Origin of the sequence: Halobacterium sp. DL1 (assembly GCA_000230955.3) — an archaeon.
Taxonomy (GTDB): Archaea; Halobacteriota; Halobacteria; order Halobacteriales; family Halobacteriaceae; genus Halobacterium.
Window position 1 is genome coordinate 425,985 of sequence record CP007060.1, and the last position, 14,593, is coordinate 440,577.

Genomic DNA, 14,593 nt, shown 5'->3' on the forward strand with positions numbered 1-14,593 from the left:
TGTGAAGAGACTCCTCACCCGAGTGCTGAGGTCTGGTTCGATTTCTGAGAGTCTTTCGGCTCGTCCAATCAAGTGTTGGTAGTCAAAATCTCCTTTGAAGGTAACTAAATGAGACGGTGTATGTGATTCGACGTATTCGCAGAATTGCTGTAGTAACGCGGCCTCTGATACGTCTGTAGTTCCAGATCGAAAGAGGGTACGGGACGTCCCTGGCGCTCCCTGGTATGGCGCATAACCAACACCGATACAGAGTAATTCAAGATGGTCTGAATTGTCAAATTCGAATTCTGCTTCCGGGACGGTGGAGATCGTTTCAATGTCGAGTGCAACGACACCTCCTGTTTGTTGAGTGCTGTCGGTTGCTGTATCGTCGGGCTCGTCTTGATCGACAGAGGATGGAGATGATTCTAGATACGTTACTTGCAGGTCACCATAGTTTGATCCCACATTGACGTTCTCATTATAGATGTCTCCGAGCGCATCCTCAAGTAGAATCCACTCGTTCTCTCTAAATTCAAAATCTGGAAGATCGCCATCCCATATTTTCAGAAGGAATTCTTGACCTTCTATGTCTTGTAATTGAACCTGTGTATTCCCATCGTCGAAAGTACGATGCTGTAGTACCTGAGCCGCGATGGAGATCGTGTCTTCATCAGTAATATCGTCTTTCGTGGTCTGTGGAACGTTCATGAGGAGATACCCTGGTGGTCGCCTTGTATCGATGTTTCTCGAAGTGGGGTAAAAAAGAATACTCATTATTGGAGATTCAATCTATATCTGTTCCATGACTAACTATCCCTCGGAATCCTCACTGGTGGTGAACGCCACTCAACAGCAGTTGTCGCAAAGCCCGTTCACTGCTGGCGTCGCAATCGCACCGTCTCAGCGTGAGGAGGCGGAAGGTGGCTATGATATCGCGTTCGACACTGCGAGCCGACTTGAACTCCAGTACAAGGCAGTCTACAGCGAGATCGACGACCGGACGTTCCGGCGTGGACACACTGTGAGCGCTGTGAAATTCCCCTTCGACGGGGCACAAGCGAAGACACTTCTCGGTCGGCAAACGGGCCCGGGCACTGCTTTCTATGCATTACCGGTCGTTACTGATGTCTCTGGCCTCGGTAATGTTCTCGGGACAACCGTATTTCTTGATATAGTCGGGTTGTGGAACCTGCCTAAACCCCCGAGCGATTTTGGGGAGTACACGGCGTTCTGGGTACCCGTCAACAATGGCACGCCGACATTCTCCGAAGTGTATCTCAAAGACGGTGAGGTGTCACGATACTCCAAACCCCGAGCGTATGACCGTATTGATGGGCAGTATCTCTACACCTGGTCAGAACTCAAACGGCTAACAAGCGCCACTATGACCGGAGTGCCCGTGCGTACCAGTGGTAAATCACAGGCAACGGCGGGGTATCAGGAACTGGTATCATACGAGCGTCAGCTGTTGGATTCGCGGCTCCGTGAACTGGTTCTTGACGATCAAACATCGGAAGAAGTCGACGACTGGGAAATCATTGCTCCCGTGATTCGGGAAATCGGTCAGCGGAGTACCGAGGTTGGCGAAAGAATCGTCGGGGACAGGCCAGAACGGACCGAAGTCCCGCCAGAGGTGGGGGAACTGCTTAACGAGCATCGGTATCTGTTGGATCCGGAATTCGACATCGAGCGGCAACAGAAAGCGGTGGAAGCCGCGCTCGTCAGCTTGTCGGACGAAGAGGAGATGGAGATTGATTACGCAGGTCTGGATCCGCGTCAGGGATCCCGGCATCGCCAGTACCGGTTCCTCACCTCGGGTGAAGAGACCGATGAGGTGCTGACAGTTCCGATTGGATTCGCATGAGAGAGTGTCGAGGAAATTATAGTCTGCTGTCACCCGGGTTTCTAAGAGGGTGACGGATGTTGGTCGGTGTAGATCCCGATGTTCGCTCCTGAACAGGTACGTGCGTTTTTGCGGTGGTACGAAGGGGATGGCGAGGACCCGCCAGTCGTTCCGGACCAGCAACCACCACCGTGGCTTGTTGACAGGCATCCGTGGGTGGATCCGGAGGAGGAACCGGATGAGCGACTCGTTCCACTGTCGGAGTACGACATTAAGGAGCGGACGACGGGGGATCCTGACGGTGATGGGTACATTCCGGGTTCGCAAGCGGGTGATGAACTCGTTGATACGTGGCGCGGGACCGTGGATCAGGAGGGGTTTGATGCGATTGCCTGGTATGTTCCGTTCCACTATTCGACCGACCAGTACGGAATCTACGTGACGGAGCGCGGCGTTCAGGTCTTGGGGAATTTGTTGTTCAATTGGAGTCACGGGCAGCAAAAGCCGATGGTCGCGGATATTACGTTCTCGACCGAAGACGGGGAGCTCCCGTTGCAGGCTGATATCCGTAATGCTGCGCCGGACTACACGTTTGCGTCGTTCGAGTCGGTGCAGGCGGCGTGTGAGTTGGCGCTGGAGATTCTGCTTCGCCACGAGTGGTATCATCACCAGACGGAGCTTTTGGCGACGTACTTGGAGGACGTTGCTGGTGAGATGCTGTATCGAGACTATGTGGAGGAAGCGTATCGACCGGCGCGTCCCGGGAAGGATTGCTTGGAGGAATCGCTGGCGAATGCGTACGTGGCGCGTAGCCGGGCGTGTATGCGGCGAGCACCGTCAACGCCCGCATTCCATACGTTGTTCGAATATTCGACGCGGTTCCAACCGGACGCGTACCGTGCATACGAACGGTTTACCGGACAGGACTTCCGGGTCGGTGGCCGGCATCTCGCGCATCTTCTTCACACTGCAGACGCTACTGATGCTGCAGCATCTCTCGGTGATCGGAGCCAGCAAACGCTTCTCGGTTCTCGACTACCCTTCGATACGTCGATTGATCGGGCGACGAGCACTCGCCGCATCCCAGTGTACGTGGTTCAGCCTGCATCGCCAACACCGAACTTAGAGTATTTCAAGTATGTTGCGTTGGAGACTGACTACACCATTCGTCGGACTGATGACTTCGAAAAGAAGTACGAACGGTCGGATAACACGGTTCGAGAGCGGGTGGATCGGGCAATCGAGAAGCTTGAGACGAATGTTAATATGCCTGGGTTCAACTGGCGGAATTGCCGGACAGGGTATCAGTATGTGCGGATCAACGAGCAAATGCGGATGATCGTTGACCGCGATAACTCTATTGAGGAGGTCAAACTGGTTGACTTTGATACTGACCACGATCTCCCTCGGGAGTACGGGTGTTATAACTGACAGACACCGAAAATACCCGTCGGGGGTACTCGGATAATTAGCATAAACCGCAGTCTGCGAATAAAGGTTTGCCAGGGATTGAGCTGAATTTTTCTGCAAACTCTGAGTTCATGGGTGAGGAATATTCTACTTGATATTAGAGTATGGCATCAGTGGTTTTCAGTCACGTAGAATTCCAGAAAGAGATTCAGCAATTCGGTCAACGTTGTCTTCGTCGATTACTCCGGCTACCCGTCCGGATAACATTGGGCTGTACTCTGTGACTTCTTTCTCGCCAACCCCGTACCAGAGTGGCAAGATGATATCAGTGTTATCGTTTTCGCGGGACATCAACCCCTCAAGTTCCTCTTCAGGCCACTGTTTGCCGAAATACGCCTCTGACAAGATTATTATTCCGTGGTTTGAGTTGGCCAATCCGTCATCGATCGACCGCCGTAACCGATCTCCGATTTGGAGTTCAAACTCGTCGAACCAAACATCAAATTCCCGGTCACGCAGTTCATTAGCGAGGGGCCGGGCGACTGGATCCTTGTCCTCGCCGGCGTGAGAGATAAACACATCGTAGGAATTGTTCGCTGATTCATTGTCGACATTATCTCGACTCTCTTGGCCCTCCTCGGTCTCCTCGGTCTCTTCAGGTTCGCCGCTACCTCTTTCGTTCATTCCCGGGCAGCCACCGGACAATTCATCGTATCGCTCAAATCCAGGTATGGTAAGTTGAAATCCAGAATAGGTTCCAGACCTCTCCCTATAATAGACTAGTCCCTCATCTTTGAGCTGCTGTATTCTAGTCGCTACCGTTTGGTCACTGAGATTGAAATCATACAAGGTCAAGATATCGTGTACCTCTGATATCGGTACAGCATCATAACCGTTACAGGCTGAAATCCAGTAGACTGCCAGCCCCACCAGATCCTGCTGAGTGTCATAATTAGATTGATCGGCGAATTCGGAGAACATGTTCACAATACGTGATTGATCAGGTGCCAATATAATGAAACCACGGTTACCTAATCCCCCGTCCAGAGTGACACAACACAGTCCCTTGGCTGCGCAGCATGTAGAAGTAGCCGGGTTAGCACGACCGAAAGGGTTAATATTTGTGTGTACGTATGTACGTACATATGTCCCGGCCACAGATATCGGACGATCTCACTCAGGTCGTCGAGGAGATCCACAGGGAGGAAACCGGAACGAGACCCAGCAGTTTCGAGGAAGCATTGGAAACTGTTGTCCAGATGGCCGATCACGGCCTTGGCGAAGACGGGTGGTATCCTGGAAAATACGCTGGAAAGGCCTTCGAACGGGTCTTGGGAGGTAATAACGCTGAATCCTCCGTCCAGAACCGTGTGCAACAGCAGGGCTCTTTAGTCTCACAGGTATCGGTGGTTGATCCCGACCGGCAGGCAGTGTTCAAGCAAATCCTTGAGGACGACTACACAGTCACTATCCCTGAAGTCGAGCAGACAGCGTTAAGCTTGACGCCGGGAGAAGTACTGCAGGTCATCGCTTACCCCGCGGGGTCATCTGACAACGTTTCGGAAGAGGAAAACAGCGATGAGTAGTCCCGGTATGACTGGACCCGGCGATTTTACCAGCAGTTCGAGTAACTACGTCCCAGCCAAGATTTCGTTCATGGAGTGGCTGCAAGAGGAGGCTCAGAAGCGAGGGTACGACCCGGAACTTGACCGATACAATCGGGTTCTCTATGAGCGGCCATTTATTGCTGTCAGGACTCGGGCGAGTGTTCAACAGCAGTCACCGTTCAAGTTCAAGGTCAACGATGAGGTCAACGCAGATGTCTCCGAGTTTCAGAATGCGTACTCTATCGTACTTGATCTACATTCTCCATTCGATTTCGACCCATCGTTGGACGACTTCTACCCCCTGACCCTGACGTACTACCGGGTGTCGACGAACCAAGACAAGAATGGGGACTACCCGATCGGTATATATCTTAAAGACAACCGAGTCAATCGCCACAAGAACTCGGCCGACTACCTGTTCCCACCCGATGATTCCGATTTCGACCCTGGTTCGGATGATTCCGATGATTGGCAAAATCGGATGTCGGATCAGACGCGCAGGCTCAACGATATAGCCCAGGACCTTACCCAAGATTGAAATCCATCGATCCCGGTCGTGCGTCTGGCCGTGTATCAGGTTCACCGCTCATTCCCCTATCCATTTGCCGGTGTAAGCTGTAGATATGCCGAGGAGGATCAACGATGTACATCGGAGTTGACGGCTGTGTGGACGGGTGGGTCACGGTTTGCTATGACAACGAAGGATATACCGAGACACGCCTGTACGCGGATATCGAAGAGTTATGGTATAATCACGGCGAGTCCGCGGAGACGATTTTGATTGACATCCCGATTGGGCTCAGGGAAGATTCGAACGCGAAACGACCCTGCGACGATGTGGCCCGGCAGAAACTCAGCCCGAACCGGTACTCCAGCGTGTTCCCTGTCCCGGTGAGAGACGCCGTCTACGCAGAGAGTTACGAAGCCGCGAAGGCGGCGCAAGAACGGCAAACTGATGGGAGTCTCGGTGTTCAATCGTGGAACATTGCGGATAAAATCGCGCAGCTCGACGCGTTCCTTCGTGAAACCGAGTCCGATGCGGTCGGTGTCATCCGCGAAGCACACCCCGAGGTTTGCTTCTGGGCGTTCAACGACAAGACGGCGACCGAGTACTCGAAGACTGGTCAGCCCGCCGCGGCATTCTGGGAACGAGCGGCGATTCTGGAGGAGACCGACTCGGGAGTATTGGCGCATGTTCGTGATGCGGGTCGTGACTTGGACGGCGAGGTCGGGAATGACGACATCGTCGATGCATTCGCGTTAGCACTCACTGCGAGTCAGAAGACTGGGACGTTACGGACTCTTCCCAAAGAGTGGCCTAAGGATGATGAGGGTGATCCAACTGGTGATCTCCCCATGGAGATGGTTTACGCGTTCTCAACGTCATAGCTTACTGATCAGGCTCGCCAATTTTGTGACCGTGCCTGGCCTCACCGCATAGTATGAGAGGCCTGCCGGCAATTCACATATCGAACTTCCGCCCGACTCGTTCCGTTGGGCGATCGTCACTCACTCGCCAGAATCCTTGTGGCCAGAATGACTCTTCGTAGTCGAGCAGCCGGTTGACTGTCTCTGGTTCCACATCGATGGAGTCGTCGTAGTCCTCCACGACGTAGATGTCGAGTGCTGGGCCGCCGTCCCAATATTCGTCGCGGACGTGTTCTGTGTGGGCCATCGGCCCGACGCGTCCGGTCGCAGTGTATCGGCTTTCCGAGTTCCGGTAGATCAGGAGCGGGTCGCCGCGCTCCATTCGTTCGAGATTTCGACGGTTTCGCTCCCAGGAACCCTGTTCCGGATCGGTTCGGACGCCCCATACCCGGGCGCGTTCGGGAAATGAGTCGGGCCGGTTGTTCCAGTCCGACAGGTCGATTGGTTCGGCGAGTGTTCGCTGAAAGGACGGTTCGTCTACAGGTACGAGCCACAAGTTCATGTGTCCCTCGTGACGCTGCAGTAACTAAGTCGATAGGGAGTAGCGTCGTTTTGAAATCCGGAGCGTTCCACAGTCCCCGAATCCTTTGTCAGTCAATAACAGCTCCGAACTGTTCCTAACGGGGAAGAGGGAGGACTAATGGGATGTCGGAGTGACTACTTCTTATGCCGGTTTTGAAGGAATATGCGGACTCCAACGAGAAGGACGGGTACTACGTTCATGCTTACGTCTATGGGATGAGTCATCCGCTGCCGTTACAAACGCCAGAGGTAACCGAGAAGGTCTATCGGGAACTCGGCTATAAGCCGTTGAAACCAGGGGATGATGGCGGTGTTGATGTCCCGAAGCACTTGACGTGGACACTTTACGAGGTCGGACTACACTGGACTGGAAATTCAGGGCCGCAGGAGGATGCTTCAGAACTTGATTCTGATGATTTTCGTGACGCGGCAGGGCCGTCGCTCTCGGAAGCGGATGTGAGAACAATCCGTGACTTCACTGAGGATTACAGCGGTCAGTACTCATCCCGCATCAAAGAGCTACGTGCTGAGTTCACCGAAGGTTCCAGTGGTAAGTCGACCGGTGAAACATCACCGTCGTTCACAGAATTACTGCAGGAAATGTCGGCAGATGTCAGTTTCAACGACGAAGTAGAGGCGTTATTAGATAACTGGCAGCCAGACCGCGTCAAACCAGACGACTACGATCCCGAGGAAGCAGAGGGATTCCTCACCCAATTTTACACCACTCGGTCCGAGTACCGGGAACGGCTGGATTCTGTACCAGAACTGAACACACGGTTCGAGGAATACAGCAACCACTCGTGGGAAGTGAACTCGATCAAAGGAGTGACAGTCGACTCAGACAGTGACAGCCGAGGGCTGAGACTCGTTTTCCAACTGGATGACGACTCCAAGCTGGACGAGTGGGGGGTGACAGATTATCGGGGAACAGGTGACACCCGAGATTTCATGATTGCTGCAGATATCGGCAGTCGAAGCTACTCGTTCGAGATCTCGGATAACTATATCAGTGACTTTGAAATCACAGTTGCGCATGGACACGTCGGGAAATTCGATCTGCCGCCTGACGATTTCTGGGGATATGAAGTAGAGAACCAGGATCCGAACGAAATCATGCATACCTTGCTCTCGGACTGCAGTCACCTGCTCCCGATTATTGCGGGCTTCTTCGACGAGATCCCGTCTTACAATCTGGAATCAACTGACCCAGGCGACCACTCAATTTTCCTCCCGTGAGACACTCTGATGTCCGCGGATCTCTATTGTGGCTGCGGGCAGTAGAACAGTTCAACAGCGAGTTCGACGCAGAGACGTGAGTGTTGCAGCAGGGTCAGTGGGTATTGAGTGCTACTGATCCTTGGGGTCGTAGAATTTGTTCGCCCAGGAGCGCTTGTGGAGTTTCAGTTGGATTTCTTCGCCGTCGTCCCATTGGTTGTCGAATCCGCCAAAGCGGTAGCCACATCCCTCTTCGAGGGTGATGTCGTCGTTGAAGACGACGCAGGGTCGCTGGACGTCGCCTCTGTCGCTGTCGCTGAGCATGACTTTCTGTTTCGGTGTGTGGCTGCGGAGGTCGATGGTGTAGTTGACGAATGCTTTCGTCGTTACAAACCGATCTGCGCCGTCGAATTCGTCGATGTGGATGAACGGTGGGCTGCTCATCAGTCGGCACCTCCCTGGACGACAGTGATTTGACCGGAGGTTTGCTCGGCCGGTTGTGGGTTGCCACAGGTGGGGCAGCGCCTGTGTGTGATCGGGTCGATGAGGTCGTCGCAAGCATCGCACATCACGAGGCCGCTGTGTTGGAGGCGGCCGTCGTTGATGAGGACCGTTCGCAGCCAGCCGTCACGGACGAGCATGAGTGCGTCTGTGGGTTCGTAGAGCCGGGCGTGGCTGCATCGGGCTGCGGGGGCGTCAACGGGTGTGGCGCTGAACCAGGCTGATGCGAGGGGTTGGTGTGCGGGGGTTCGTTCGTGCCACCGGTCGCGGGCGTGTTGTTTGATTAGCGGGAGATACGTCTGGTCGAGGTTGGGTTGTACGGACATCTATCGAATTGGTTGTCTGGAGTAGTACATCGCCGTCTGGAAGTCAGTGGCTGCGAAGCAGGGAGTACCGAACGCTGACCAGCGTTGCCACTGGCCGCGTCGATATGTGCTAAGGAGACTGAGACCTGACGAAGGAACTCTTCAACGAGGGCTGATTCCTCTCAGTGATGGGTCGAAGGGCCTCTAAGGGGTGTCGCTGACTAACGACGAGAAACGATGCTTTCGAGCGCGAATTGCGCGCACGGACTATGGTACCCTCTGGAAGGGGTTCGCTTGCTGGGCCGAAGCCCATCGATTATTCCCGTGCGTGTTGGTTACGAAGCCCCCTTCGAAGGCCAAAGTGGGAGTCTAAAGAGACCCACCTCTTTCGAAGGGGGAAGCCGAATCCCGCGATAATTCGCGCGTGAACTGGCAGCCAGGCCGTCTCTCCGCCTTACGGCGGATCCGACGACCGACGACCCTAAATACGCATATTGTCGCAGGGAATACTTAAAAGAAAATTACCAATATGTATGTCCATCTGATTTAGGATGTCCAGTGTGAATGTACCGGTAGTCAGTGGGGGGTATCACCCGCTATTTTCCTTGCTATCAGTGTTAGCTGTGACGTCTGATCCGTCTCGATCGCTGGGGCTGAAAAACGCCTCCTTTTTCAGTTCACGTTTGACGAGTTGGGACACACTGTATAGATCCGCTTTCGAGACATCCTGTTGATCCAGTATCTCCTGGTAGTCTGGGTCGTCGAGCATCCGCGTCGGTAGATCATCCTCATTGAGGTTCGACAAGGCATCGTCAGGGAATCGCCGGGATCGATCCCATTCGACGATCACTTTAATCGTTGCCAGCGCGACTTTTCCGAGCCGTTTCTGTCGACCGAACCGATCTAGGTTCATCGTTGCCATTGCGGCGACTGCTGCACGTTGCTGGTGAGATGGAAGATCGAGCGCAGAGCAGAACGACTCAGTAACGCGCCCCTTGTCACGAGCTGCTTCACGAGCACTGTGGCTGCCATCGGAGCGATGCCGGCCTTCGTTATGCCGGATGAGTTTTGTTACATCTCCGCCAGCGCTTCCGATCCCGACCCGCGTGTCACCGAACGCATCGTACCCGGTAGTGTACTTCTCAGGTGAATGGTCGAGTTCTTGTTGACGGGATGGTTTCTGTTCTGGAGTTTCGTCGGCAAGATATTGGTCAGTCTCTTTTGACTCTTCTTCGTCGCCGTCTACATCCTCGCTTGTTCTCTCTCTCATCGCTGACCCCCAAGTACTGTAAAGACAATTACCAGATACTGTCTTAGTTCTTGACCTCGTTTGCATACCCTCCTGCTTACGGTGACTCCATCCATAGCGGTGTGAGAGCAAGCCGGTGGGAAGCACGCCACTTTGACATCCGAACCGTGCGATACTTTTTCACTCGTTCAGGCAGTCACGTCGCAGGTACTGCTGGCACAATTCATAGGGCAGGCCGCCAAGATTTGGAGCATGGACCGCGAAACGTTTGCGGGGATCGCTGAACAGTACCCGTGGGCTAGTTGGGCTGTGTGGGACGACGCATTCCCCGACGGCGACTGCGTTGAGAAGCGCCCCGAGCGCTTGGTCGAATTCGTCCATGACCAGGCCGAGATGCTGACTCCAGCCATCGTCCTGATGGGGTTGAATCGATCTGATGACCTCCCCGCCCCCTACTCAAACTTCCACGCACCAACTCCGAAGCACTACGATTACCGGCTGAAAGAATTCATTCAGGACGGCGGGTTGAACTGCCTCCAGGGGGCGTACATGACTGACCTCGTGGATGAGGTTGACCCGGACAGCCAGAGCGTTGAGGTAAGCGACGACGATGCCGCAGTACTGTTGGAACAGTTGCGCGAGCTTGGCGAATCCGAATACCACGTCGTATGCTTCGGGAACAAACCGTTCGACGGGGTCGTTGGATACTTCGATGCCGAAGTGACCTCCCACTCACCCGATCTCAAGCAAGCCGTGATCAAGACTGACGGACTCACATTATACGTTTACCGAGTCTGGTTCTACGGGCTCTACGGCGCAAATCAGGAGAAGGTGGATGTGCTCAGGCAACAATTACACGAATTGAACGAGCGCGTCGCCTGACGGATGCGACGACACCTTGTTACTAGCACACTCGCCTACTCGTTCACTCTCATGTCGGACAGTTCAGAACCAGAGTCGCTGTCCTTCTCACTGGTCTTTTTATGTCGAGTTATAGAACAGTCTACGCTATGCCGCATCATACATCAAACACCTCGCCAAGGAAAGCATCAACATCTGTTTCGTCCCGTTCAGGGAGTTCAACGAAATGATCCCGCAGTTCACTTACATCGTAGTTGTCAGCAGAGAACTCTAATGCAGCCTCAGTTTTATTGCTGACTTCAACATCAGGGTAATAGTCTTCGATTTCACCATTCAGGAGTAAGATGTTTTCTTCAAGTAGTCGTGCTCTCAGTTCTAAGCGGTCAGAATTAATCCTTTCATGATTGCTTGTTATCGCTTTACGCCACGCGTCATCGGATTTTTTATTGATTAATTTCTTGATGCTATCAATGTGCTCTTGATCGGGTTCTTCCCCGTCTTCCAGTCGCTCTTTTAGTTCTCTGTATCTTTCAAAAGTTCTTTCCCAAGTAGCATTGAGGATTTTACTATCGATATCGCTGCTATTCCAAGTATGATCTACTTTCCCATCATCTACGAGCGATTCAGAGGTATCTTTCAGTTCCTCAATTTCCTCTTCAATAGATTCCTCTTTGACCATCGCGGAGACAGACCACCGAAGAGCACCAATATCTGCGATTACAAACACGTCGATTCCCAGCTGTTCCAGAAAGTCTTTGAATAATGGCAGGTTCGTTTTACCCCCCACCTGAAGAACTGGGATACCTAAGCTATCGAAATTCCAATTAGGATTAAGAGATGAAGAAACTTCTCTAAGGACAATCGCATCGGATCGGCCCTCTACTAGTACCACTCTTTCCGAGAAAATGTAGGAGGATACCTTTTGAAGGTCCATTAGACGGGACTGTTCCCGCGGTTCCTTTTGATTCAAAACTGTATGGAATTGTGTAACCTCTGTTCCGTTCTTATCTCGGACAATGTTGATCGTGTCTAGTATTTTATTCTGAATCAGAAGGGGGGAGTGCGTATTGAATATAATTTGCGCATCACCATTACAAAGACTTCTGAAGACTCGAAGTAAGTTCTTCTGCAGATTCGGATGCAGAAACAGTTCCGCCTCCTCATAGAGGATCAAGAGGGGTTGCCTCTGTTCATTTTCTTCACTATCTTCATTAGCTATAGAGAGCGAACCATCTCGAAGATCAGCAATAGTGCGAAGCATACTGAAAACCAGTACCCGCCTCACACCTTCACCAACATTCTCGTGTGACAAGGTGTCTTCAAGTTGATCATCTTCAATCCGAATATCCACGCCTCGGAATAATCTCCTACTCTCCACTCGTGGGAAATCCAACTCCACAGAATAATCTCTGAAGGCTTGCTTGAGATAATCACTTATTTGGGTCTCAAAGGCTTCTGAACTGGTGTCTAGTCGATCATATACACTGCCTAAATTTTCATCAAGTTGTTTGTTGATATCTTCCTCTAATTCACTATATAGGGCATCGGTCATTTCGCCTAGTTCGCCCGAAGTCTGGGCCGCATCTTCAACTTCTTTGATAGCAGGTATCTTGACCACGTCAGGAAGCACTACCTCTCTAATCAACTGTTTCGTACCCGAAGGAAAACTCGTAGGCTTCGGTTCAAATTCAAGACCCTCCGGCCGAGAGGCTATGTAACTCTCATACCCATCCTTCCATGCACCCTTCTGCTTCAGACTGTCTTCGTCGACATGTCCCGCGACTTCTGGATATTTTTCCCGCATCGCGTCCCGATAATCAGTGTTGGTGAACCCCTCTTTATCATCGATATTTCCCCACTGATCATCGCGGAAGTCCAGAAAAGTATCTTCACTCAGTTCCTCATCAATAGGCCTGAGTTGGATTACTTGGAATGATGTATTTCCCCCTTTCTCTTCCGATTCGGTAATACGACAGATTCCAAGATGATTGTCGAAGTCTTCCCAGTTTAGAAGGAGTTCTCGTACCTGCTCCCGCTTCCTCTCATCCTGTATCCGGTGTAGGTCTTTTTCTAATACATTAAAATACCCTCTGACCTCTACTGTTCGAGAAGTCTCCTTGTTCCAGTAGAGTTCCTCATCTTTCGTCTTATCCTCTTGCTCAAGCAGGTATTTGATAGATGAAACAATATTGGTTTTTCCAACGTTGTTTTTTCCTACGAGACAGTCAAGTCCTTCAAATGTTATTGCGTCATCTCCCCATTGTTCCTTTATCGAACGGTGATTTTTGACTTCTATCCTATCAAGATTCATTTTAATACCACCATTGAGCTATCGAACTTGTTCGTACTGGTACACATTTTTAATGTTGCTGTGGAAGCACTTCCCATGTGAAGACGCGTTCATCAAGTCTGTGTGAATATTTGCGGGAACACTGAAATAACGGTAGACTCCCCCACTGTTGAATTCGATCTCTAAGATTTGGTCGTCTTGATTATAGCCGACACTTCTTAGGTTGCTAGAAGATACGGAAGTCCTGTCCATAGGCCTGAATGTGAAAGGAAGTCATATAGTTCTACCTTTGTTCACAAGTTCATAGATCTGCAGACATTTATCCATCCACTAGCATGCATATCCTTTTCACTCATCGGTGGGTGTCAGTGATGTAGGACATGATTGAGTTGCTAGAAAAGGCAGCCTCTTTTCCAACAAGGAAAAATCTTAACAACCGTTTCGGTTGCGAGGATCCCCATTCGTGCCATGACTGAACGTCAAAGAGCCCTCGGTGATTTCGGTGGTGAAGGTAGAAACAGGAGCAAATCTAGCAGCGACCCCCCGGAGTACAATTACTCGATTGAGGGGCACATCGGCTATTTCTCGTGGTACCGCGGAACCCCATCGCTCTCTTTTATAGATTCTGATGCTACACTAAATTGCGACAGCTTAGTCGGTGAGTCACTCCGCGTCACCCTCCATGAGGAACGCGTCTGTGGTAACTGCGGCGAGAAGCTCTCGAAGCCGAAATACTCGGTATGTTACGACTGTAAACAACGGCCGCCATTTACGCAGTGCATCAAGACGCCGGGTACTGACTGTAAGAACGCCGACTGTCCATTCCCCGACTACAAGCGCGATGCGTGCGCCCACACTTACGTCGTTTACCTCGTCACGAAGGCTGATGTGAAGGTTGGCATCAGCCGGAGCGACCGTCGTCTCCAGCGGTGGGCCGAGCAGGGCGCGAGTCACGCTATCGTCGTTGCCGAAACGCCGAATCGAAAGTCGGCGGGGCTCATCGAGGAGGCGTTCAGTGATCGCTTTGAAACCCAGTCGAGTAGTTCATGGTACGAACCGCGGACGTCTCCTGTTGAGGATCTTGTTGAGGCCACCCGAACGGTGCCAGAGTACATTCCAGATGACTCACGGTTACACGCGTGTCTCACCCTCAACGATCTTGATGAGGATGTTGTCGCTGACCGAGTCGTATCAATACCTCACCGTGCGACCGGCATCGACCACGCGCGTGGTGTAAATCGACCCGAACTGGAGGTCGGCGATAACGGCGAGGGGACGATTTTAGGCGTTCGGGGGAGTGTCATCCTCACGGACTCCTTTGCACTTAATCTCAAGAAACGCCAAGGTTATCGAACGACCATCGAAACAACGGCCGAG

The 14,593-nt window shown here is 52.2% G+C and carries 16 protein-coding genes; 10 read left to right on the forward strand and 6 right to left on the reverse strand.

Annotated elements, in window-relative coordinates:
- Window positions 1-784: 784 nt before the first annotated feature.
- Both HALDL1_03745 and HALDL1_03750 read left to right on the forward strand, forming a co-directional pair.
- On the forward strand, window positions 785-1,846 hold the full coding sequence (locus tag HALDL1_03745; GenBank protein AHG05120.1) for a hypothetical protein: 1,062 nt from the start codon (window positions 785-787) through the stop codon (window positions 1,844-1,846).
- A 78-nt stretch (window positions 1,847-1,924) separates the two neighbouring features.
- Window positions 1,925-3,256 carry a hypothetical protein gene (locus tag HALDL1_03750; GenBank protein ID AHG05121.1) on the forward strand — a complete coding sequence of 444 codons (1,332 nt, stop codon included), beginning with the start codon at window positions 1,925-1,927 and terminating at the stop codon, window positions 3,254-3,256.
- Window positions 3,257-3,415: 159 nt separating this feature from the next.
- Here HALDL1_03750 and HALDL1_03755 read toward each other — a convergent pair whose 3' ends face one another.
- Complete coding sequence (locus tag HALDL1_03755; GenBank protein AHG02836.1) at window positions 3,416-3,919, reverse strand: molecular chaperone Tir; 504 nt, start codon at window positions 3,917-3,919, stop codon at window positions 3,416-3,418.
- Window positions 3,920-4,380: 461 nt separating this feature from the next.
- Here HALDL1_03755 and HALDL1_03760 point away from each other — a divergent pair, with 461 nt between their 5' ends.
- The 3 genes from HALDL1_03760 (at window position 4,381) to HALDL1_03770 (ending at window position 6,231) form a co-directional block, all read left to right on the forward strand.
- Window positions 4,381-4,821: a hypothetical protein gene (locus HALDL1_03760; protein AHG05122.1), complete on the forward strand. Its 441-nt coding sequence runs from the start codon at window positions 4,381-4,383 to the stop codon at window positions 4,819-4,821.
- 7 nt (window positions 4,822-4,828) lie between these two features.
- Window positions 4,829-5,380 carry a hypothetical protein gene (locus tag HALDL1_03765; protein ID AHG02837.1) on the forward strand — a complete coding sequence of 184 codons (552 nt, stop codon included), beginning with the start codon at window positions 4,829-4,831 and terminating at the stop codon, window positions 5,378-5,380.
- A gap of 194 nt (window positions 5,381-5,574) precedes the next feature.
- Entirely contained in the window at window positions 5,575-6,231 is a 657-nt protein-coding gene (locus HALDL1_03770) for a hypothetical protein (GenBank protein AHG02838.1), read from the forward strand.
- A gap of 73 nt (window positions 6,232-6,304) precedes the next feature.
- Here HALDL1_03770 and HALDL1_03775 read toward each other — a convergent pair whose 3' ends face one another.
- The gene (locus tag HALDL1_03775; protein ID AHG02839.1) at window positions 6,305-6,772 is read right to left on the reverse strand and encodes a hypothetical protein; all 468 of its coding nucleotides are present in this window, start codon (window positions 6,770-6,772) and stop codon (window positions 6,305-6,307) included.
- 164 nt (window positions 6,773-6,936) lie between these two features.
- Here HALDL1_03775 and HALDL1_03780 point away from each other — a divergent pair, with 164 nt between their 5' ends.
- Window positions 6,937-8,031, forward strand: a complete 1,095-nt coding sequence (locus HALDL1_03780; protein AHG05123.1) for a hypothetical protein — start codon at window positions 6,937-6,939, stop codon at window positions 8,029-8,031.
- 111 nt (window positions 8,032-8,142) lie between these two features.
- On the opposite strand, the gene HALDL1_03785 is transcribed toward HALDL1_03780, so the two are convergent.
- From HALDL1_03785 to HALDL1_03795, 3 genes are all read right to left on the reverse strand, one after another.
- On the reverse strand, window positions 8,143-8,454 hold the full coding sequence (locus HALDL1_03785) for a hypothetical protein (protein ID AHG05124.1): 312 nt from the start codon (window positions 8,452-8,454) through the stop codon (window positions 8,143-8,145).
- Window positions 8,454-8,837: a hypothetical protein gene (locus tag HALDL1_03790; GenBank protein ID AHG05125.1), complete on the reverse strand. Its 384-nt coding sequence runs from the start codon at window positions 8,835-8,837 to the stop codon at window positions 8,454-8,456. The genes HALDL1_03785 and HALDL1_03790 overlap by 1 nt, the downstream gene beginning before the upstream one ends.
- A 568-nt stretch (window positions 8,838-9,405) precedes the next feature.
- Window positions 9,406-9,738, reverse strand: coding sequence for a hypothetical protein (locus tag HALDL1_03795; protein ID AHG05126.1), 333 nt, complete (start codon window positions 9,736-9,738; stop codon window positions 9,406-9,408).
- Between the two features lie 579 nt (window positions 9,739-10,317).
- Here HALDL1_03795 and HALDL1_03800 point away from each other — a divergent pair.
- The 4 genes from HALDL1_03800 (at window position 10,318) to HALDL1_03815 (ending at window position 12,862) form a co-directional block, all read left to right on the forward strand.
- Window positions 10,318-10,947 (forward strand): hypothetical protein, encoded by a 630-nt coding sequence (locus tag HALDL1_03800; GenBank protein ID AHG05127.1) that lies wholly within the window; start codon window positions 10,318-10,320, stop codon window positions 10,945-10,947.
- A gap of 571 nt (window positions 10,948-11,518) precedes the next feature.
- Window positions 11,519-11,689, forward strand: coding sequence for a hypothetical protein (locus HALDL1_03805; protein ID AHG05128.1), 171 nt, complete (start codon window positions 11,519-11,521; stop codon window positions 11,687-11,689).
- Window positions 11,690-12,064: 375 nt separating this feature from the next.
- Window positions 12,065-12,235 (forward strand): hypothetical protein, encoded by a 171-nt coding sequence (locus HALDL1_03810; GenBank protein ID AHG05129.1) that lies wholly within the window; start codon window positions 12,065-12,067, stop codon window positions 12,233-12,235.
- Window positions 12,236-12,697: 462 nt separating this feature from the next.
- A complete protein-coding gene (locus HALDL1_03815) occupies window positions 12,698-12,862 on the forward strand; it encodes a hypothetical protein (protein ID AHG05130.1) in 165 nt (54 codons plus the stop codon).
- Window positions 12,863-13,255: 393 nt separating this feature from the next.
- Here HALDL1_03815 and HALDL1_03820 read toward each other — a convergent pair whose 3' ends face one another.
- Entirely contained in the window at window positions 13,256-13,468 is a 213-nt protein-coding gene (locus HALDL1_03820; protein AHG02840.1) for a hypothetical protein, read from the reverse strand.
- Between the last annotated feature and the right edge of the window lie 1,125 nt (window positions 13,469-14,593).